Raw genomic sequence first — 20,568 nt, forward strand, 5'->3', positions numbered from 1 at the left:
GCAGGATAGATATATGACACGTTCAGCACCTATCGACGACATCAACGAAAATAATCTTGTCGTCACCGCGCCCAAGACCCACGCTGCTGGCATCCAAGCCGTAGCGGTGGCGCTCGATCGGGGTATTGCCCAGGCTGGTCTCGTTCGCACCGCACGGTCGCTGCTGCGCCTCAACCAGCGCGATGGCACCGACTGTCCCGGATGCGCGTGGCCGGAATCCCAGGGACATCGCAAGACCGCAGAATTCTGCGAAAACGGCGCGAAGGCCGTCGCTGAAGAGAGCACGCTACGCACGGTGACGCCCGAGTTCTGGGCAGAGCATTCCATCGCCGAGCTCGCCACCAAGACCGAGTACTGGCTCGGAAACCAGGGCCGCATTACGCACCCCGTCGTCATCCGCCCGGGCGACACGCACTACTCGCAGATCTCCTGGGATGATGCTTTTGAGCTCATCGGTGAGCAGATTCGCGCCACGGTGCCCGACCGCACCGTCTTCTACACGTCTGGCCGCACCGCCAACGAGTCGGCGTTCATGTACCAGCTGTTCGCCAGGTCGATCGGCACCAATAACCTGCCCGACTGCTCCAATATGTGCCACGAGTCCTCCGGCTCAGCGCTGAACCCCACGATCGGCATCGGCAAGGGTACGGTCTCGCTCGAAGACATCCACCAGGCCGAACTCATTATGGTGGTCGGCCAGAACCCGGGCACCAACCACCCGCGCATGCTGTCGGCCTTGGCCGAATGCAAGGACAACGGCGGCAAGATTGTGGCCGTCAACCCTCTGCCCGAAGCGGGACTGTTCAACTTTATGGACCCGCAGACTCCGAAGGGCGTCGTCGGCAAGGGCACCAACCTGGCTGATGAGTTTCTGCAGATCAAGGTCGGCGGTGACCTGGCCCTGTTCCAGGCGCTCGGTCATCTGTTGCTCGAGGAGGAGGCCCGCGTACCGGGGTCGGTCATCGACCAAGAGTTCGTCGCCGCGAACACCGACGGAATCGAGGCCTATCGGGCCGCCCGATCGGTGATCGACTGGGCCGAAACGAAAAAGGCCACCGGCCTGGACCGTGCCGCGATCGAGACGGTGGCGCAACTGCTCATCGCGAGCAAGGCCACCATCATCTGCTGGGCGCTCGGACTGACCCAGCAGCCGCACTCGGTGAACACCCTCAAGGAGATCATCAACCTGTTGCTCCTGCAGGGCAACTTCGGCAAGCCCGGCGCAGGCGCCTGCCCGGTGCGCGGCCACTCCAACGTGCAGGGCGACCGCACCATGGGTGTGTGGGAAAAGCCGAAGGAGCCCATGCTCGCCGCCCTCGACGCCGAGTTCGGCATCGTATCCCCGCGGGAGCATGGCCTCGACTCCGTCGACACGGTGGATGCCTTCGTGCACGACCGCGTCGACGTGTTCGTCTCCATGGGCGGCAACTTCGCCCTGGCTTGCTCCGATACCGACCTGCTGGAGAAAGCCATGCAGCGCGTCGGTCTCACCGTGCATGTGTCGACCAAACCCAATCGCTCGCACGTTATGCACGGTTTGACCTCGCTCATCCTGCCGACGCTCGGCCGAACGGATACCGATGACAAGCATCCGTCGGGCCGCCAGGTGCTCTCAGTGGAAGACTCGATGTCGGTCGTTCGCACCACTCAGGGACGCCTCGAGCCGGTGTCTGAGCACCTCCTCGCCGAACCGGTGATCATTGCCCGCATGGCCAACGCCACGCTCGGAGAAGACCACCCGGTCGATTGGAAGGCGATGGCGGAAGACTACGACGTCGTTCGTGACCACATCTCCCGCGTCGTACCCGGCTTCGTCGACTTCAACGTTCGTCTCAAGACCAAGAATGGGTTCGTGCTGCCCAACCCGCCGCGCGATACGCGCAGCTTTGCCACCGATATTGGTCTAGCCCGGTTCACGGTGAGCCCGATCGAGTACCTGTCGGCGCCAGAGGGTCACTTGATTCTGCAGACCATCCGCAGCCATGACCAGTACAACACCACGTTCTACGGTCTTGACGACCGCTACCGCGGCATCAAGAACGGTCGTCGCGTCATCCTCATCCACGAAGACGATGTCACCGAGCTGGGCTTCGCCGACCGCGATATGGTCGACGTGATCAGCACGTACCGGGGCGTCGAGCGTCGAGCCAACACGTTCCGCCTCGTGGTCTATCCGACACCGCGCGGTTGCGCGGCTGCGTACTTTCCGGAGGCGAACGCACTCATGCACCGCGAGCTCGTGGCCCGCGAATCGAACACCCCTGGTTACAAGGCCATGACCGTGCGCTTCGTTCCGGCCGGCGCCGCTGCCTAGCCTGAGTCAGGCGGCCTGCTCGTCACTATGTGCGTCGATGATCCGGTCGCCGCCGGCATAGACGACCATGGAGTTGCCGCGGAGAAAGCCGACCAGGGTCATGCCGACCTCGACGGCGAACTCCGCGGCGAGTGACGAGGGCGCCGAGACCGCCGCGAGCACGGGAATGCCCGCCATCAGGGCCTTCTGGGTGAGTTCGAAACTCGCCCTGCTCGATACCATGAGCACCGTGCCGGTCAGCGGCAGCCTGTTCTCCTTGACCGCCCAGCCGATGACCTTGTCGACGGCGTTGTGCCGGCCGACGTCTTCGCGCAGCACGAGCATTTCGCCGGAAGCGGCATCGAACAGGCCGGCCGCGTGAATGCCGCCGGTCTTCTCGAACACGTTCTGCCCCGCGCGCAGCTTGTCGGGAAAAGTCGTGAGCAATTCGGCAGTCACTCGCACCGCGTCATCCGCTATCTCAAAGACTGATTTGGTGCGCACGGCATCGATGCTCTCCTTGCCGCACAGGCCACAGGAGCTGTTGGTGATGAGGGAGCGCTCCAAGCTCCGTTCCGGTGGCGCGACGCCGGCACCGAGGGTGACGTCCAGCACGTTATAGGTGTTGACCCCGTCGATCGCCCCAGCGCAGTAGCGGGCCGAATTAAAATCGTCGCCCTGCGTGATGACGCCCTCCGAGACGAGAAACCCCGCCGCAAGGTCGATGTCGTTACCCGGGGTACGCATCGTGACGGCAAGGCGGCGGCCGTTCACTCGAATTTCCAGCGGTTCTTCGACCGCAAGCAGGTCCTCGCCAGCCAGAGGCTGGGCACCGACGGTGATTCGGGTAATTTTGCGTCGCGCGGTAATTCTGTTCATTCTTAAAGTCTCCCACGCTGGTGCCGGTACCGCACTCCAGCCTTGCCGATTAGCCGCCGATGTAGGACATTTCGATTTTCTTGGCACCAGACGCCCGCAGCTCGCTGGTCTTCGCGCTCCGCAGCTGCGAATAGCGGTCGGTGCGCTCCCGCCAGAGGTGCGCCATGACGGTGGAGAGTTCCGCGTCGGAGCATCCGCCGCGCATGAGCGCCCGCAGGTCGTGGCCCTCGGTGGCGAACAGGCAGGTGAACAGCTTGCCATCGGTCGACACGCGGGCGCGCGAGCAGGTCTGGCAGAAGTTCTGGGTGACGCTCGAGATGACGCCGATCTCGCCGCCGCCGTCCTGGTAGCGCCAGCGGCGGGAGGTCTCGCCGCTGTAGTTCGGGGCGATCTCTTCAAGCGGCAGCTCGGCGTGGATGCGCGCGATCACGTCCTTCGACGGAACGACGGCGCCCATCTCCCAGCCGTTGCTCGAACCGACGTCCATAAACTCGATGAACCGCAGAATGTAGGGGGTGTCCTTGAAATGCCGGGCCATGGCGACGATGTCCTGGTCGTTCTTGCCGCGCTGCACGACCATGTTGACCTTGATCGGGCCGAGGCCGACGGCTTCGGCCACGTCGATGCCGTGCAGCACCTTCGCGACCGGAAACTTCACGTCGTTCATGGTGCGAAACGTGGTGTCGTCGAGCGAGTCGAGCGACACCGTGACGCGCTTCAGGCCGGCATCCTTGAGCGCCTGCGCCTTCACGGCCAGCGCCGACCCGTTCGTGGTCAGGGCAATGTCGATCTCACGGCCGTCGGGGGTGCGCAGCTCGGCCAGCAGGGCGATGAGGTCTTCAAGTCCCCTACGCAGCAGTGGTTCACCGCCGGTCAGCCGAATCTTCTCAACGCCATGGGCGACGGCCACGCGCGCGAGCCGGGTGAGTTCCTCGAAGCTGAGCAGTTCGTCGTGTTCCATGAACGCGAAGTCCCGGCCGAAGATCTCCTTCGGCATGCAGTAGACGCAGCGAAAGTTGCAGCGGTCGGTGACGCTGAGGCGCAGGTCGTGCAACGGCCGGTTCAGCCGGTCGGTCACGGTTCCGGTGGGCGTTTCCAGGTCCACCGGAATGTCCGAGCGCTCTCGATAGAAGCGCGGAGCTGGTTGTGCAAAGTCGGCGCCGGTCATGTTTCCACCCTAACCCCGCGCTCCGCACGGGGATACCGAGAACACCGGTTCTAAGCGGATGCCGCGGCTCGGGGCCTGAATCCGTGGCTAATTCAGGAATTTATTTCAATTTCTGAACGGATCCGACGCTATTCGCTCAGATTCGGGTCGGATTTCCTGAATAAGCCACGCGGCGCGCTGATGCTGATGCCCCCGATACAGGAATGGCCCGCCCGGGAGAATTCCCGGGCGGGCCATTCACCTATCTGCTGTTAGCCCTTGACGTAGCCGTTGGGGTTCAGCACGTACTTCGTCGCCGCGCCGGCGTCGAATTCGGCGTAGCCACGCGGGGCATCTTCGAGGCTGATGGCCTGGGCGTTGACAGCCTTGGCAATCTGTACCTTGTCGTGCAGGATCGCCGTCATCAGCTGGCGGTTGTACTTCATCACCGGGCACTGGCCGGTGGTGAACGACAGCGACTTGGCCCAGCCGAGGCCCAGCCGAATCGACAATGAGCCCACCTGAGCGGCCTTTTCCTTGGCGCCCGGGTCGCCCGTGACGTAGAGTCCGGGAATGCCGAGGGCACCGCCGGCGGCGGTGACCGTCATGAGCGAGTTGAGCACGGTGGCCGGAGCCTCGTGGTCGGCGTCCTTACCGTGGCCACGCGCCTCGAAGCCCACGGCGTCAACACCGGCGTCGACCTCTGGCACGCCGAGGATCTGTTCAATCTGCTCCCCCGGCTCGCCTTTGCTGAGGTCGATGGTCTCGCAGCCGAAGCTGCGGGCCTGCGCGAGACGATCCGCGTTCATATCACCGACAATGACGACGGCCGCACCGAGCAGCTGCGCCGAGACGGCGGCCGCGAGGCCCACCGGGCCGGCTCCGGCCACGTACACGGTCGTTCCGACGCCGGCACCGGCCGTGTAGGCCCCGTGGAATCCGGTCGGGAAAATGTCGGACAGCATGGTGAGGTCCATGATCTTTTCGAGCGCCTGGTCCCGGTCGGGAAACTTCAGCAGGTTCCAGTCGGCATAGGGAACCAGCACGTACTCGGCCTGGCCTCCCACCCAACCGCCCATGTCGACGTAACCATATGCACTACCCGGACGGTCCGGGTTGACGTTGAGGCAGATGCCGGTCTTGCGTTCCTTGCAGTTGCGACAGCGACCGCAGCTGATGTTGAACGGCACCGACACGATGTCGCCCACCTTGATGAATTCGACGTCGGGGCCAGCTTCGACCACTTCGCCGGTGATTTCGTGACCCAGCACCAGGTTCGGCGGTGCGGTCGTGCGGCCGCGCACCATGTGCTGGTCGGAGCCGCAGATATTGGTGGTCACGGTCTTGAGAATGACTCCGTGGGGCACCTTGCGTCCCACGTTTTCCGGGTTGACGCCCGGCCCGTCTTTCAGCTCGAAACTCGGGTAATCAATGTCGATTACCTCGACGACACCCGGGCTCTTGTAGGCAACTGCTCTGTTCCCCGTCATGAACTACCTTCCTGGTTTTACGCTGATCAGGATGATGTGTTGGGCACGACCCGATCGGCACTGGATGTTCCTGAACGCTGCGTGTGACGGCAGCTCCTCCACTCCATCACCGCTCAACTGAAATTACAATCAGCAAATTGCCAGTTCGCGCCCCCCTTTCAGGACTACGGCACGACCAGACCGGTGAGCGTCTCAGACCTTCCAGACCTGCACAACGGATGGCCGTGGACCGGTCCAGGCACCGGCCGGCACGGGTGCGCCGAGCGGAACGTAGTCGGGGAATCGGCTCGACTGGGCCGCCCAGCTGCCTCTTTCCCCCGGGTGCTGCACGGCGACGTAGACCATCGATTGCTCAGAGCGGATGACCGGACCGCAGGTTTCGGCCTCGCGCGGCACTGAGAGGAACTGCTGCACCCGGCCACGCTCGGGGCCGGTGAGCGGCACTTTGAACAGTCCGTCGCAGTATCCGATTGTGTTCGGCGCGCCGTCGGTGGAGATCCACAGGTTGCCCTGGACGTCGAAAGCCACGTTGTCGGGGCAGGAGATGGGCGACACCTTCTCTCTCGGAAAACCGGCGAAGTAGGTGCTCGTGTTCGTCGCGGGGTCTCCGCAAACCAGCAGCAGGTTCCAGTCAAAGGTCACCGAGGTCGCGTCAGAACCCGTTTCGGTGATCTCTACAATGTGGCCGTCACGGTTGGCCACCCGGGGGTTGGGCTCGGTGGCACCTTCCTGACCGAGCGCGCCGCGATCGGTGTTGTTGGTGCAGGCGACATAGATCTTGCCGGTCACCGGGCTCGGCTCGACGTCTTCGCAACGGTCCATTTTGGTGGCGCCGACGGCATCCGCTACCAGACGGGTGTTCACGAGGGCATCGTCGGTGCTGAAGCCAGGAACCTGGCAGACGCCGTCGATGACGAGCGCCACCCACTGACCGGTGCCGTCGAAGAGGCCGTCGGCGGGTAGCTGGCCGGTGCCGGTGATCTCGCGCTCTGGCGAGTTTCCAGTGAAGCGAGCCACGTAGAGGGATCCCCGGGTGAGCAGGGACTTGTTGTGGGTGCGTGCCTTCGGGCTCTTCTTCTTGTCGAAGCGATCGAAGGAGACAAACTTGTAGAGATAGTCGAAGCGCTCGTCGTCGCCCATGTAGGCGGCGACGTGGCCGGTCTTTCCGACGATGACATTGGCCCCCTCGTGCTTGAACCGGCCGAGCGCAGTGTGCTTGACCGGGGGCTCGTTCGGTGCCTCCGGATCGATCTCCACGATCCAGCCGAATCGGTTGGGCTCGTTCTCGTTGCCGGCGACGGTGGCGTCGAAGCGGTCGTCGATCTGCTCCCAGAGCCGACCGGTGGGGCGATTTGCCAGGCCGTAGCGGGCATCAGTTGTACTGGTGCCGTTCGTGCGGAAGTATCCGTTGAAGTTTTCTTCACCGGACAGCACCGTGCCCCAGGGTGTGGTGCCGCCGGCGCAGTTGCCGAGGGTGCCGAGCACGGTTCGGCCCGTCGGGTCCGCCGCGGTCTTCAGCAGGGCGCTTCCGGCGGCCGGGCCGGTGACGGTGAACGGTGTGCTCGCGGTGATGCGGCGGTTGAGGGGGTCACCCACGCGGTAGGTCCAGGGTTGGCCGGCGCGCTTCCGTTCGAGGGCGACCACGGACATGCCGTGGGCCATCATGGCCACGCGACGCTGCTCATCCGCTTCGACCGTAGTGAGCGCTGGCGAAAACATGATGCCCTCGTTGGTGTACTCGTGGTTGGTCACGAGGATGCCGGAGCGTCCCTTTGGTCCCTTGCTCTCGATGATGTCGAGGTAGTCATTGTTGTAGCCGAACTGGCGGGCCTGCAATGCGGCGCTCTGGTGTTCGGGGTCGAAACGATCGGTGGCGGCGAAGAGCGGGTCGCCCCAGCGGATGATCGGGTTCCAGGAATAGCCCGTCGGAACCACGAAAGAGTCAACGGCAGCCGGAACCGGAGCAATGGGGGCGAACGCGAGGCCTCGGCCAGCAGGACCGGCCGGGCCGCCCGGCACGGCCAGGGCGGGAGCGGGTTCGCCGGAACCGAGCAGGATGGCGGCGGCGCCGACGCCAACCCCCACGAGCAGGGAACGACGGCTCATGGCGGCCCCCACGATGTCGCGAAAGTAGTCGTTCGAGCTCTCATTGGGTACCGGGTGAAAGCAGGCATCCGCGCACTTGAGGTGGCAGGTGACGGCGCTGCGTTTGCCGAGGGTGTGCCCCTGCATGGGAAGGAGCGGAAGCAATGGCCGGTCGCGAGCGGGGGCGTGCTGGCGGGGGCCGGTGGATTCGTTGCTCAGCATGCGGGCGCTCCTCGTGGTCGTTTTGGTCCCCGAACTGGGGATAGAACCACTCTCTCGCTGTCCCCTCTCCGATTCACGACAGCCTTGTGGCCCGTTGGTGAACGGACCATGAACGCTCGGGGCCGCTAGCTTCTACAGAACGATGAGCCCGATCACCCACACGGCGGCGAAGCCGGCTACGCCCTGGATGGCGGTGGCCGGGGTGAGCGTGCGGTACGCGGTCGCGACCGGAATGCGGCTGAGCTGCGAGACGACCCAGAAGAAGCTGTCATTGGCGTGCGAGACGACCATGGCGCCGGCACCGATGGCCAGCACGGAGAGCACCTTGCCCAGGTCAGAGTCGAGGCCGAGCGCCGGCAGCAGCGGCAGGAGCAGCACGGAGGTGGTCACCATGGCAACCGTGGACGAGCCCTGGGCGGTCTTGAGCGCGGCCGAGATCAGGAACGGTACGGCCAGGCCAAGACCGAGCGTCGAGAGCGTGCTGCCGAGAAATTCGGTGAGGTCGGATGCCGCGAGAATGGCTCCAAAGGCAGCACCGGAGGCGGTGATCAGCAGAATGGGGGCAGAGATACGGATGCCCTCACTCACGCGTTCGCCGAACATCTCCAGTTTTCCCTTACCGCGCAGCAGAAACAGCGCGGCAATGAGGCCAACCGCCAGGGCGATGACCGGGGTTCCGAGAAATACGATGGCGGCGTACAGGCCGGACTCACCGAACGGCAGGGTCGGAAGCTTGGCGATCGAGGCGATGCAGATCAGCAAAATCGGGGCGAGGATCGGCAGGAAGGCCAGGAACGCGTTGGGCAGCTTGCCATAGGCGGCACGGATGGTTTCGTAGTCCGCATCGAGGTCGCTGTCTTCGCCGGCGAGCTCAGGCATCAGCTCGATGTTCTTTTTCAGGAACCGGTTGGCCCAGAGCAGCCCGGCCAGCGCCGAAACGACGGCGACGATCAGGCCGAACCCGATGATGAGGCCGAGCTGGTCGATGATGTTGAGGTTACCGGCGGCCGCGAGCGGGCCGGGAGTCGGCGGCACGAAGACGTGAGTGGCGTAGAGGCCCGTCATCAGGGCGATCGTCATGGCGACGAGCGATACCTTGGCCCGGGCGGCAAGCGACTTCTTGAGGGAGTTGAGAATAACGAATCCGGAATCACAGAACACCGGGATCGAAACGATGAAACCGATGACACTCATGGTCAGGGTCGGAAATCGGGTGCCGAGCACGCGAATGAGGGCTTCGGCCATCGATATCGCCGCGCCGGTGCGCTCGAGGATCACCCCGATGATGGTGCCGAACAGAATGATCAGACCGATATTGCCCAGGGTGGCGCCAAAGGCCGTCGTGATGGTCGGGGCGATTTCAGCGACCGGAATGCCGAACGCAAAGCCCCCGACCAGCGCCGCAGCCAGCAGCGCGAGGAAGGGATTGATTTTCAGCTTCGCTGTGGCGAAGACGATAGCGGCGACGAGAGTCACCAGGATGGCAATGCTCAGCATTGAGACGGCCTTTCTATTTCAGGGTGGAACTGCATGATTAGCGAGAGTGAAGGAAGAGTGCGACGGCGTGCGCCGTGGTTTCGCGTACCCGTGCGGCCGCATTCTGCTGCAGGTCGTCGAGCGTTGCCGGCCCACCGGCGATCGAGAACGCGGCAGCAACACCGGATGCCGCGGTGTCGGCCGCAGACAGCGCCACCCGCCCGGCGATGACGACGACCGGGCATCCTGCCGGTGCGAGACGAGCGACAGCCACGGCCACCTTGCCGCCGAGGGACTGGGAGTCGAAGCTGCCTTCACCGGTGAGTACGAGGTCGGCGTTGGCCATTTTGTGGGGCAGGCCGACGGCATCCGCTACCAGGGTGGAGCCGGGAACCAACTCGGCCCGAAGCAGTGGAACGAGAGTGGCCGGCATGCCGCCGGCCGCCCCCGCTCCGGGCCGGTCGGTCAGGTCCTCGCCGGTCATATCGAGCACGATCGCGGCGAGGTGGGCCAGGCCGGCGTCGAGCTCAGCGACATCGCGGGGCTGTGCACCTTTTTGCGGACCGAAAACGGCAGCGGCACCGGTGGGGCCACAGAGTGGATTGTTCACGTCGACGGCGAGGCGCCACCGCACGGTGCGGGCGCGCGGGTGCAGCGCGCTCAGGTCGATCAAGGCAATCCGGGCCAGCCCGGCGCCGCCGGGAGCGACGGGGGTGCCGGCAGCGTCAAGAAACCGCGCGCCTAGGCCAGCCAACAGACCTGTTCCACCGTCGGTGCTGGCCGAGCCGCCGACGCAAACCAGAATCTCTTCGACGTTTTGATCGAGCAGTTCGCGGGCGAGCAAACCGACCCCGAAGGTGTCGGCGCGCTGGGGCTGGGGCACGGCATCCGCTACCAGCGGCAGGCCATTGGACTCGGCCGCCTCGATCAGACCGATGCGGCCGTCGGCCGAGGTCGCGTACCGAGCCCGGCGGCTGCGACCGAGCGCATCGACGGTCAGCATGGTGCGGGGCGTGACTCCCCAGACCGCTGCGATGGCATCGAGCGTTCCCTCGCCGCCATCGGCCATCGGGCACAGCGTGATCCGGGCCTCCGGCAGGCCGAGGGCGAGGCAAGCGCCCCGTGCCCCGGCCGCCATGGCGTCTGCCGCATCGGCCGCACTCAGGCTCCCCTTGAACGAATCGGGTGCGATGACCAGTGTGAGCGGCTTCAGCGCCGTGCGACCATTCATTAATTCAGGCTAGAACAGAATTACGCACATATTCAGGTGGAACAAACCCACATTTACCGGCAACTTACGTCGTTAAACCTGTGCATTGTGAACATATTGGGCCGAATCTGCCGCCAGCGCGACTCGCATCGAAACGGCACAACTGAACCGACGAATATTCAGACCGGTGAGCAACTCGATGCGATCGAGTCGCTGCACCACGGTATTGCGGTGCACGCCGAGCGCCGCCGCGGTGTGCGCGATCGATAATTCTTCGCGCAGAAACACGCGCGCTGTTTCGCGCAGAACCTCGCCGAGCGGGTCGAGCACCGACCCGGCCACGTCGCCCAGCAGTTCATCTGGCAAGACGGCGATGGCCAGTTCGAGGCCGAGGGAGTCGAGCGGAATTTCGGAGCGCGGCTCTCCGACTGCGGTGCCGATGAGACCGGGCCGGGCGAGCAGCGCGCTCAGGCGCTCGGCATCATCGGTGAGTTGCATCATCGTCGCGCCAACCCGCCCGGTCAGAAACCGCAAGGACTTGGAGCTGGGCTGTTGCAATCGTTGCTGGAGCAGCGCGAGACCGAGAGCGGTCGACGATCCGCTCAACACCCAGACAGCGCCGTGGATATCGGCGGCCACGACTCCGGATACATCGCGCAGTTGACGCAGCAACAACACCGAACGACTGGTTCCAAGATGCAGAATGCCGGTCAGATTCCACGGCGGCTGCAAGAGAGCATCAATACCCTGCAGTGCCGCGATCAGGCGCCCTTCAGTGAGCTTGCGCAGCGACAGGCTCGAGAGGATGTCCCGGGTCGCCGATTCCCGCCACGACGCGTTGTCCCGCAGCCGTTCCTGCATGATCAGCATCTGAACGGTGAGCACGAGCACCTGCGCCACCGGCAACACTTCGGCGGGGGTTCCGGTGACCCCGACCACCCCGGCGACGCGTCCATCGAGGATCAGTGGAATATTCACTCCCGGCCGGGTGCCCTGGTGCTCGTCACCGGGAGCAATCTGCACCGTCTCGCCGCGTCCGGCGGCGTTTCGCGCCCCGTCGTGCAGGGTGCCGATACGTGACGCGTCCATCGACCCGATGATCAGCCCTGCGGCATCCATGATGTTGACGTTGTGCACGAGGCTCGGCGCGACCTGCTCGACCAAGCGCTGCGCGAGCGCCCGGTTGATCTGCACAGTATCGGGCAGCACGGCGTCGCTCGGAACGATGTCAGTCACCTAACCATCGTAGATCGAGGTCGGCGGATGGGTCTCGCGCAATCTCTTGTGGCGCGTGTCGGTGGGTTGACCTACACTTTTCATATAGAAGATGCATTCTAGAAGAATCGGTTTTTTCCAGTATTTGTTCGAATTTGATACAGCACTTTTACAGCACTTTTACAGCACTGGCTGGCTCATCAGCTTTTTTGTGACCAGCCGGTGCGTATGCACCCGAATACCAGCACCTGAACAGGGAGGCCACCTTGCCCCAGATCATTGATACACCGGTTGACGTTGAGCTGTCCGCCGATGGCGACCCGCGCGCGTTCATTTGGAATCGATTCGAGCACACCGTCATCGGGCAACCACAGGCAGTGTTCAAGCGCACCCGCTGGTGGGAGAACGAGGGAACACCCACCCGCATCGACACCGAGCTGTGGCGGCTCGACGCCAGCCGGGGCGGCGAAGAGCAGCACCGATACGACCTGCGCCGCGGCACGGACGGATCCTGGACTTTAGCATTGGACTGGGGATGAACAGCGCACTGAACTTCCCACACCTGCACGTCGCGAGCGCCTACTCGACCCACTATGGGGTAACACTTCCCGAAGTTCTGGCCGAGCAGGCGGCCGCACAGGGGGCAACGTTTCTCGCCGTCACCGACCGTGACGGGCTCTACGGCGCCGTCAAACACGTGCGCGCCTGCGTTGCCGCGGGCATCCGCCCCGGGCTCGGCGCCGAACTCGCCGTGCACGACGACGAGTACCGCTCGCTCGGCCGGGTGGTCGTGCTCGCCCACGGCGACACCAACGGTCGCGGGTACGCCGCACTCTGCCGCGCGGTCAGTGCCGCTCACGCCGCCGATGCCGGTCACCGCTCTTTGAGCCCAACCGGCAGCGCCGGGCCGAGCATCTCGCGCGCCCGGCTGGCCGACCTGGCCGGCCTCGCTTCGCTCACCGTGCTGCTCGGCCCAGACTCCGACGTCGGTCTCGCGATCGCACGGCGCGACAATACGGATGCCGCGGCGCGGCTCGCCCACTGGCAGCGTGCCCTGCCCGCCCAGGCCGTCGTGCTCGAGGTCGTCTGTCACCTCGCCGAAAGCGGCACGGTCGGCAGCGTGACCCCGGCCACCCGCATGCTTGCCCTCGCCGAGAACGCCGGGCTACCGGCGGTGCTCAGCAATGCCGTGCGGTACGGCACCCCCGAAGAAGCGGTCACCGCCGACCTCGCCGACGCCGCGCGCTATCTGCTGCCGCTCGCCGAACTCGAAACCCCGCAGACCAACGGCCAGGCCTGGCTCAAACCGGCCGGAGCAATGCGCCAGGTGGCCCGTATGGTCGTTGACGCCGGACTGCATGACACGGGCGCCCTCGAACGGCTGCTGCGCGATACCGAACAGCTCGCTGACCGCTGCAGCCTCGATCCAGCCCTCGACATCGGCCTCGGGCGCCCGCGCATGCCGGAGGCGCGCATCATCGGCGTCACCGGCGACCCGGTCACCGAACTCTGGCGTCGGGCTCGCAGCGGCATCGCCGACCTGTACTCGGCGAGCGGCTCGCGCGCGGTCGAGGCCGCCCACGCCCAACTCGCCCACGAGATGAAAACGGTCGAGCACTTAGGCTTTGCCAGCTACTTTCTTACCGTGTCCCGGGTGGCCGACATTATTCGCGGCATGGGCATCCGCATTCAGGCGCGCGGCTCCGGGGTCGGCTCGGTGCTCAACTATGCGCTGCGCACCTCCTCGGTCGAACCGATCGAAAACGGGCTGCTCTGGGAGCGGTTTCTCTCCCCCGAACGCCAAACGCTGCCCGACATCGACATCGACGTCGAGTCGGCCCGGCGACACGACATCTACCGCGAGGTCTTTCGCGCTTTCGGCAGCGACCGGGTCTCGCTCATGTCGATGACCAACGCCTACCGCGGCCGCGGCGCCGTGCGTGACGCCGGCCTCGCCCTCGGCCTGCCCGACGCGCAGATCAACGTGATCGCCAAGCAGATGTGGCGGTTCAACGCCCGCGACTTTCGCCGCGCCCTCGAAGAGAAGCCCGAGCTCGAGGCCCTCGCCACCGAGGTGCGCGAATCGCAACAACTCGATCTGCTGGTCGACCTCACCGCGAAACTCGACCGGCTCCCCCGGCACATTTCGGTGCACCCCTGCGGCGTGATCCTCTCCGACGCGAGCCTGCTCGACCGCACCCCGGTGCAGGCGAGCGGCATGGGCCTGCCCATGTCGCAGTACGACAAGCATGACATGGACCCGATGGGCTTGATCAAACTCGACATTCTCGGCGTGCGCATGCAGTCGGCAATGGCGCACGCCGTCGAAGAGCACCACCGACTCACCGGCGAAAGCATCGACCTCGACCGGGTGCCGCTCGACGATGCGAAAACCTTCGAGCTCATTCGCTCCACCCGCACCCTGGGCATCTTTCAGATCGAGTCCCCCGGCCAGATGGAACTGGTCGGCAAGCTGCAACCCGAGGTGTTCAACGACCTCACCGTGGAGATTTCGCTGTTTCGCCCCGGCCCGATGAAGAACAACATGCCGCTCAAATATCTGCAGGCCCGGCACGGCGAAGTCATACCCGACTACATCCACCCCCGCTTCGAACCGATTCTGCGCGAAACGAACGGCGTCGTGATCTTTCACGAACAGGTCATGCGACTGTTCGACGAACTCACCGGCTGCGGCCTCGGCAAAGCGGATGTCTTTCGCCGGCACCTGGGTAAGCCCGAGCAGCTACCGCAAATTGAGGAGTACCTGCGCGAAAAAGCGCTCGCCCGCGGGTTCAGTACGAAGGTCATCGACCAGATCTGGACGGTATTGGCGGGGTTCGGCAGCTTCGGCTTCGCCAAGGCCCACGGGGCCGCGTTCGCCCTGCCCACCTACCAGTCCGCCTGGCTGAAAACCCACCACCCGGCGGCTTTTCTCGCCGGGCTGCTCACCCACGACCCCGGCATGTGGCCCAAGGACCTCATCGTCGCCGAAGCCAGGGTGCTCGGGGTGCCGGTACTCCCCCTCGACGTGCAGTCGAGCGCGCTGGACTACCGGGTAGAAGATCTCGCCGACGGGAGCCAGGGCATCCGTTTGGCGCTGCCCGAACTTGTCGGCAGCACGGAGGCGGAGCGGGCACGCATTGCGCAGCATCAGCCGTTCGGATCGCTGCAGGACTTTCGCGACCGGGTGCATCCCCGGCGGCGCACCTTCGAGGCGCTCGCCCGGGTGGGCGCCCTCGACACGTTCATCGGCTACGACCGCACCCGGCGACACGAGCTGCTCGCGCACATTCAGTCGCTGCGCGGCACCGCCGTGGTCATTCGCGCCGACCAGCTCGCGTTCGAGGTGGAGCTGCCGGTGCCGCGCTATTCCGGTGACCGTGCGGGCGCCATCACCTCGCTGGAGCTGCGCGGCCGCACCCAAACCGATCTGGAACTGCTCGATCTGAATCTGGCCGTCGGGTCGCACCAGATGAAACGCTTTCACGAGCTGTTTCGCGAGTTGGGGGTGACCCCGGCGAGCGAACTCGGCAACCTGCCCGGCGGCACCGAGGTGCTGCTCGCCGGAGTGCGGCGGGCCACCAACACGCCGCCGATGCGCGGCGGCCGCCGAGTGGTGTTCATCAGCCTCGACGACGGCACCGGCCCGGTCTCCAACGTCGTGTTTTTTCACGACGCGCAGGAACGGGTCGGCGGGCAGGTGTTCCAGACCAATTACATGCTCGTACGCGGTCGAACCCGGCGCTCCGGCGCCCGCGGAGTGTCGGTGACCGGGGAGAACATCTGGAATCTGTTCGACGTGGCCAGGCAGGTGAAGGAGCGGCACGCCGTTGAGCGCGTCGCCGCCGAAGAAGCGGCGAGTGCGGCCGCCTATGCCGCCGAACTGGCCGCGCAGGTCGGGCACGGCGTACATTCAGGCGGTAGCCGCGGCGGCGGCACCCTGCACCACCTCAAGGCCGCGCAGAGCGCGTAACGTCTCCTGGCGACGTTATTGGCCAGGCGGGGCAGGAGCCCCGGGCGGCGGCGCGACCGGCGGTGCAGGATCAACGGGCGGCGCGGCGACCGGTGGCGCCACAACCTTCGGCGGTGGAATGTACTTGGGAGCCAGTTCCTCGAAGGCGTCACCGCCGTACTTGGCGTTCGCTGCCGACATAACGACCGGCCACATGCGGTGGCGTGCCGTGGCGATCTGGTCCCGGCCGAAGAATTGACGCCGCTGACTGAGCGTCCCGGTGAGGCTGACCACCGCGACCACGGTCGCCACCTTGGTACTCGCACCGCTCATCCAGGTGTCTTTCGCGCCATCCGTTGTCCCGGTCTTACCGATCATGGGCACATTCGGATTCGTGTTGTAGTTCGATTGCTGCCCGGTGCCGCCGAGCATCACCCGGCGCATGGCATAGGCCATGCCGGCGGCGACCGTGGAATCGACCGATTGGGAGCACACCGACGGCGGAACCGGAACCTCCACTCCATCGGGTCCGACGATGCGGTCGATGGCGATCGGCGAGCAGGTCACCCCCTTGTTCGCGATGCCGGCGAAGGCGATGGCCATCGTGAGGGGTGCGATTTCGTTGGTTCCGATAACGGATGCCGCGGACTGCGACAACGGGTTGCCGTCGGCTCGGTGCACCCCGAATGCCTCAGCCGTCTGGCGAATGCCGCAGAGGTCGAGCCGCTTGGCCATTCCGATGAAGCCGGTGTTGATCGAGCCGACGGTGGCCTGCAGCGCACTGTAGTTGGCGCCGGATTCGTTGGCATCATTGCGCGGGTTCCAGGGTGGTTCATCCTTATCGTAATTCTGCGGGCCGAAGCAGCTGTCCTGGAAGGTGCCCCAGTTTGCCTTGCGCCGGGAATCGACCCGTTCGTTGAGGGAGTGGCCTTCCTTGAGCCACTCGGCCAGGGTGAACACCTTGTAGGTCGATCCGGGTTGAAACCCACTCGAGCCGCCCTCGGCATAGTCGGTGGCGTAGTTGATGCCGGTGAAGTTGGCCCCGGTCGCCTGCACGGCCGGGTCCTGGCTGTAGTCCTTGTTCTGCGTCATGGCGAGCACCCGGCCGGTGCCGACCTGCACGCTCGTGATGATCGCGCCGACATCGCCACCGGCATAGACCTTGGGAACCTGTTGATTCATGGTGGTCACGGCCGCGTTCTGCACGTCGAGGTCCAGGGTCGTGTAGACGTCGTAGCCGCCCCGGCGAAAGTTGAGCATGCGCGCGGCCGCATCGGCGCCGAAGGTGGGGTCGGTCTGAAGAATCTTGGTCACATAATCGCAGAAGAAGGCATTGCCTACTGCGGTCTGGCAGCCGGTACTTGGTTCGGTGACGATCGGTTCGACCGGCGCGGCGATCGCGGCGTCGAAATCGGCCCGACTGAGCTTCTTGTAGCGCAGCATTTCACGCAAGATGTAGTCGCGACGTTGTTTGTTCGCGGCATACCCATTGGCAGCACCGTTGGTCTCGCTCGCGGGCTGGTCGAGCTGAAACTTGACCGGGTTGTTCACGATTGCCACCAGGCTGGCCGCCTGCGGCAGGGTGAGTAAGGCAGCCGTCGTGTTGAAATAGTAGTTGGCGGCGGCCTCGATTCCATAAACGGTGCCGCCGAATCCGGTGATGTTGAAATACTGGCGCAGAATGTCGTGCTTGCTGTACTTCTTCTCCACCCCGATGGCCAGCCGCATCTCCTTGAGTTTGCGGTCGGGGGTGGTCTCGGTCGCTGCTGTGTAGCAGGCGTCGTGCGCGCGCTGGTCGGTGAGAAGCTCACACTTCTGCACCAGCACGTTCTTCACGTATTGCTGCGTAATGGATGACCCGCCCTGCGTGTCTCCGCCGGCCACCGTCGTCGCTGTGGCCCGCAACGTGCCCTGCAGGTCGACCCCGCCATGCTCATAGAACCGGGGATCCTCCCCCGACACCGCAGCGTCCTTGGCGAATTGGCTGATCGCATCCCAACTCACCTCGATGCGATTTTGGTCATAGAAGGAGGCGAGGAGTTCGACGGTTCCGTCGCTGCGCGTCGCCAGGATGTCGCTCTTCTGGGACAGCGGCTCGATATTCACGTAGTCGGGCAGGTTCTCGAACACCGAGATCGTGTTCGTCGCGGCCAGGCCTGAGAGCGCAACTACCGGGGTCACCGATGCGGTGACGAGCACACCGGCCGCGACGCTCATGGCCACGAAACCGATCAGGCCACCGAGCGCGCCGTGCAGTGTGCGCCGACGGGACAGAGCTGAATTGCTTGGAATCTGAGTGACCTGCACCACGTTTACTCCCAGCTGATGCCATCCAGTGCGAGAGCCAATGCCTGCGCATTGGTTCGCGAGTCAAGGTCATGCTAGTCAAATGCGGGTGATTAGATGGTCGACAGTCCGTTACGAAAATGTATCGGCTTGATTCCGGTTTGCCGGTACTATCCGGTACAGGTGCTGGAGGTGATGCATGCGAACGTTCGGCATTGAAGAGGAATTCATCTTTCTCAAACCGGCGACGCTTCAGCCAGCAAACGTGGGCGACGCGGTGCACGCGGAACTTCTCGGCCGCGCTCCGATTTCCCGGTTCGTCAGCCACGAGTTTTTGGCCTCGCAGATCGAGCGGTCGACGCCGGTCTTTGAACGCTTCGAAGAGGCATCCGCTGATCTGCTGGCATTTCGGTCGCGGCTGGCGCGGGCCGCCCTCAGCCGTGGGGTCCTGGCCGCCGGCGTCGGAGCGCCGTTCCAGACCGCGGGCTGGCCGGAAGTGACCGATGTCGAGCGGTACCACACGGTCGAGAGCGAATTTCGGGGGCTCGTGCCCGATCACCTCATCAACGGGCTGCACGTGCACGTCGGCATTCCGAACCGCGAGGCCGGTGTACAGGCACTCAATCGGGTGCGCGTCTGGCTGCCCACGCTGCTCGCGCTTGCGGTGAATTCGCCGTTCTGGCGCGGCGCGGACACCGGGTTTTCGAGCTGGCGCAGCGTGCACATGCGCCGCTGGTCCACCATCGGCTGCCCGCCGCTCTTCACGGATGCCGCCGATTACGACCGCCGGATTCGCCAGCTCGTCGGCGTCGGCGGTACCTACGACCTGCGCACGATCTGGTGGAATGCGCGGCTGCCCCTGGAACATCCGACCATGGAGATTCGCGTCTGCGACGCCCAGCTCGATGCGCCGTCGACCCTGCTGCTCGCCGCCCTGACCCGTGCGCTCGTCACGACCGCCCTGCGCGACAGCGAAACGGATGTCGCCCCCATCGACATCGCGCCGGAACTGCTCGATGCCGGGCTCTGGCACGCTGCCCGCGAAGGCGTGGAGTCGAACCTGTTGAATCCCGTGTCTGGCACCCTGGAAAGTTCGACCGCCGTGACGGATGCCCTGCTGAACTACTGCGGCGACGCCATCGATGAGGTCGGCAATCGCGACCGCATCCAGACTCTGCTGGCCCGCACGCGGCGACTGGGAACCGGGGCGGAGCGTCAGCGCGCCGCCATGCGCGCCGGAGGCCAGTCGGCCCTCGCCGCTTTGCTCGAGCACGCGCTGACCGCGCACGACTGACCAAAGCTCTACCGTTATTTGAGGCCTGAAACCAGCCTGTGGAGAACTTAAACGGGATTGTAGTAATCCGGTCTACTGTGACCCCATGCGAAACCCGTTACATCGCCGTCCCCTGCACACCGTCGTGCCGAGCGCTGTCCTGCTGGTCTCCATCGGTCTGCTGAGCGGATGCATGGCCACTCCCGCCCCGACCGACAGCTCCACGCCGTCTGCGGCAGCCGAACCCACCGCGACACCCCCGGTCTTCGCCTCGGACGAGGAAGCTCTCGCTGCCGCCGAGGCGGCCTATACCGCGTACGAAGCGCTTTCAGACTCAATCACAGCACAAGGCGGAAACGACGGTGACCGGATTGCGGTCGTGGCCAGCGCCGCCTATCTGCCCAAGCTCCTGACCGGATTTGAGGGATTTTCCGAAACAGGATTAGTGAGCCGCGGTGCCACTACCTACGACACTGCGTCGCTCATTCGCAATTCCATGGAACCTCACGGGGGTGTCTCAATCGAGCTCTACCTCTGCTCAGATATTTCCTCTGTTCGACTCTTCGACGCATCAGGCGCAGACGCAACTCCGGACAAGCGTACAAATCGAATTCCACTCCAAGTGGGCTTTATCTCGAGCGCGGCGGCCCCTTCCGCACTGCTCATCGACAAGGAGGACGTATGGTCCGGCAGAAACTTCTGTCAGCGCTCGTAATAGGCACTCTCCTGGCATTTTGCCTTCCCGGTATTTCGTCTGCCTCAGCATGCACTGTCTCAGAATCGCTAACAGAGAATTGTCCAGAGGACATCATCTCGGGCGGACTCAACAATGGCCACGGCGTCGATGTCTTCGCCGAAGGGTCTGCGAGCTCGGACGGCACAGGCACGGGGAAGGCCACTGGGTCCGGCGGCGGCTCGGCGGGCGACCTGGAACGACCGGCCATGTGCGTGAGCCACAAATCGACGACGGAACCCAGCCAATGGGTTCCCTGCAACACCGGCGGCCTCAGCGACATAGTGGAACGACACCCCCAGCTCCT

The 20,568-nt window shown here is 64.8% G+C and carries 13 protein-coding genes; 5 read left to right on the top strand and 8 right to left on the bottom strand.

Translation table 11 applies throughout. The features are described from left to right. The first annotated feature begins 13 nt into the window (after positions 1-13). Entirely contained in the window at positions 14-2,314 is a 2,301-nt protein-coding gene (locus tag E3O45_RS09555; RefSeq protein WP_134443180.1) for an FdhF/YdeP family oxidoreductase, read from the top strand. Between the two features lie 6 nt (positions 2,315-2,320). On the opposite strand, the gene fdhD is transcribed toward E3O45_RS09555, so the two are convergent. The 7 genes from fdhD to E3O45_RS09590 all read right to left on the bottom strand — a co-directional run bounded on the left by fdhD (position 2,321) and on the right by E3O45_RS09590 (position 12,038). Next, a complete protein-coding gene (gene fdhD, locus E3O45_RS09560) occupies positions 2,321-3,172 on the bottom strand; it encodes a formate dehydrogenase accessory sulfurtransferase FdhD (RefSeq protein WP_092450710.1) in 852 nt (283 codons plus the stop codon). Between the two features lie 49 nt (positions 3,173-3,221). Beyond that, a complete protein-coding gene (gene moaA, locus E3O45_RS09565; RefSeq protein ID WP_134443181.1) occupies positions 3,222-4,340 on the bottom strand; it encodes a GTP 3',8-cyclase MoaA in 1,119 nt (372 codons plus the stop codon). 251 nt (positions 4,341-4,591) lie between these two features. Then, the gene (gene fdhA / locus E3O45_RS09570; RefSeq protein WP_134443182.1) at positions 4,592-5,809 is read right to left on the bottom strand and encodes a formaldehyde dehydrogenase, glutathione-independent; all 1,218 of its coding nucleotides are present in this window, start codon (positions 5,807-5,809) and stop codon (positions 4,592-4,594) included. 192 nt (positions 5,810-6,001) lie between these two features. Continuing rightward, a complete protein-coding gene (locus E3O45_RS09575; RefSeq protein WP_241985306.1) occupies positions 6,002-8,041 on the bottom strand; it encodes a PhoX family phosphatase in 2,040 nt (679 codons plus the stop codon). A gap of 207 nt (positions 8,042-8,248) precedes the next feature. After that, complete coding sequence (locus E3O45_RS09580) at positions 8,249-9,613, bottom strand: GntP family permease (protein ID WP_134443184.1); 1,365 nt, start codon at positions 9,611-9,613, stop codon at positions 8,249-8,251. A 37-nt stretch (positions 9,614-9,650) separates the two neighbouring features. After that, a complete protein-coding gene (locus E3O45_RS09585; protein ID WP_166789450.1) occupies positions 9,651-10,823 on the bottom strand; it encodes a glycerate kinase in 1,173 nt (390 codons plus the stop codon). Between the two features lie 72 nt (positions 10,824-10,895). Continuing rightward, positions 10,896-12,038 (bottom strand): sugar diacid recognition domain-containing protein, encoded by a 1,143-nt coding sequence (locus E3O45_RS09590; protein WP_134443185.1) that lies wholly within the window; start codon positions 12,036-12,038, stop codon positions 10,896-10,898. Positions 12,039-12,283: 245 nt separating this feature from the next. Here E3O45_RS09590 and E3O45_RS09595 point away from each other — a divergent pair, with 245 nt between their 5' ends. Beyond that, positions 12,284-12,556 (top strand): hypothetical protein, encoded by a 273-nt coding sequence (locus E3O45_RS09595; RefSeq protein ID WP_092450722.1) that lies wholly within the window; start codon positions 12,284-12,286, stop codon positions 12,554-12,556. Next, entirely contained in the window at positions 12,553-15,990 is a 3,438-nt protein-coding gene (locus tag E3O45_RS09600) for a DNA polymerase III subunit alpha (protein WP_134443186.1), read from the top strand. Before E3O45_RS09595 ends, E3O45_RS09600 begins: the two co-directional genes overlap by 4 nt. Before the next feature lie 15 nt (positions 15,991-16,005). On the opposite strand, the gene E3O45_RS09605 is transcribed toward E3O45_RS09600, so the two are convergent. Next, positions 16,006-18,279: a transglycosylase domain-containing protein gene (locus E3O45_RS09605; protein ID WP_134443187.1), complete on the bottom strand. Its 2,274-nt coding sequence runs from the start codon at positions 18,277-18,279 to the stop codon at positions 16,006-16,008. Between the two features lie 175 nt (positions 18,280-18,454). On the opposite strand from E3O45_RS09605, the gene E3O45_RS09610 reads away from it, so the two are divergent. Both E3O45_RS09610 and E3O45_RS09615 read left to right on the top strand, forming a co-directional pair. Next, complete coding sequence (locus E3O45_RS09610) at positions 18,455-19,549, top strand: YbdK family carboxylate-amine ligase (RefSeq protein WP_134443188.1); 1,095 nt, start codon at positions 18,455-18,457, stop codon at positions 19,547-19,549. 85 nt (positions 19,550-19,634) lie between these two features. Next, positions 19,635-20,243, top strand: a complete 609-nt coding sequence (locus E3O45_RS09615) for a hypothetical protein (RefSeq protein WP_134443189.1) — start codon at positions 19,635-19,637, stop codon at positions 20,241-20,243. Positions 20,244-20,568: the final 325 nt, after the last annotated feature.

This window comes from Cryobacterium sp. TMS1-20-1 (assembly GCF_004402355.1).
Lineage (GTDB): Bacteria > Actinomycetota > Actinomycetes > Actinomycetales > Microbacteriaceae > Cryobacterium > Cryobacterium levicorallinum.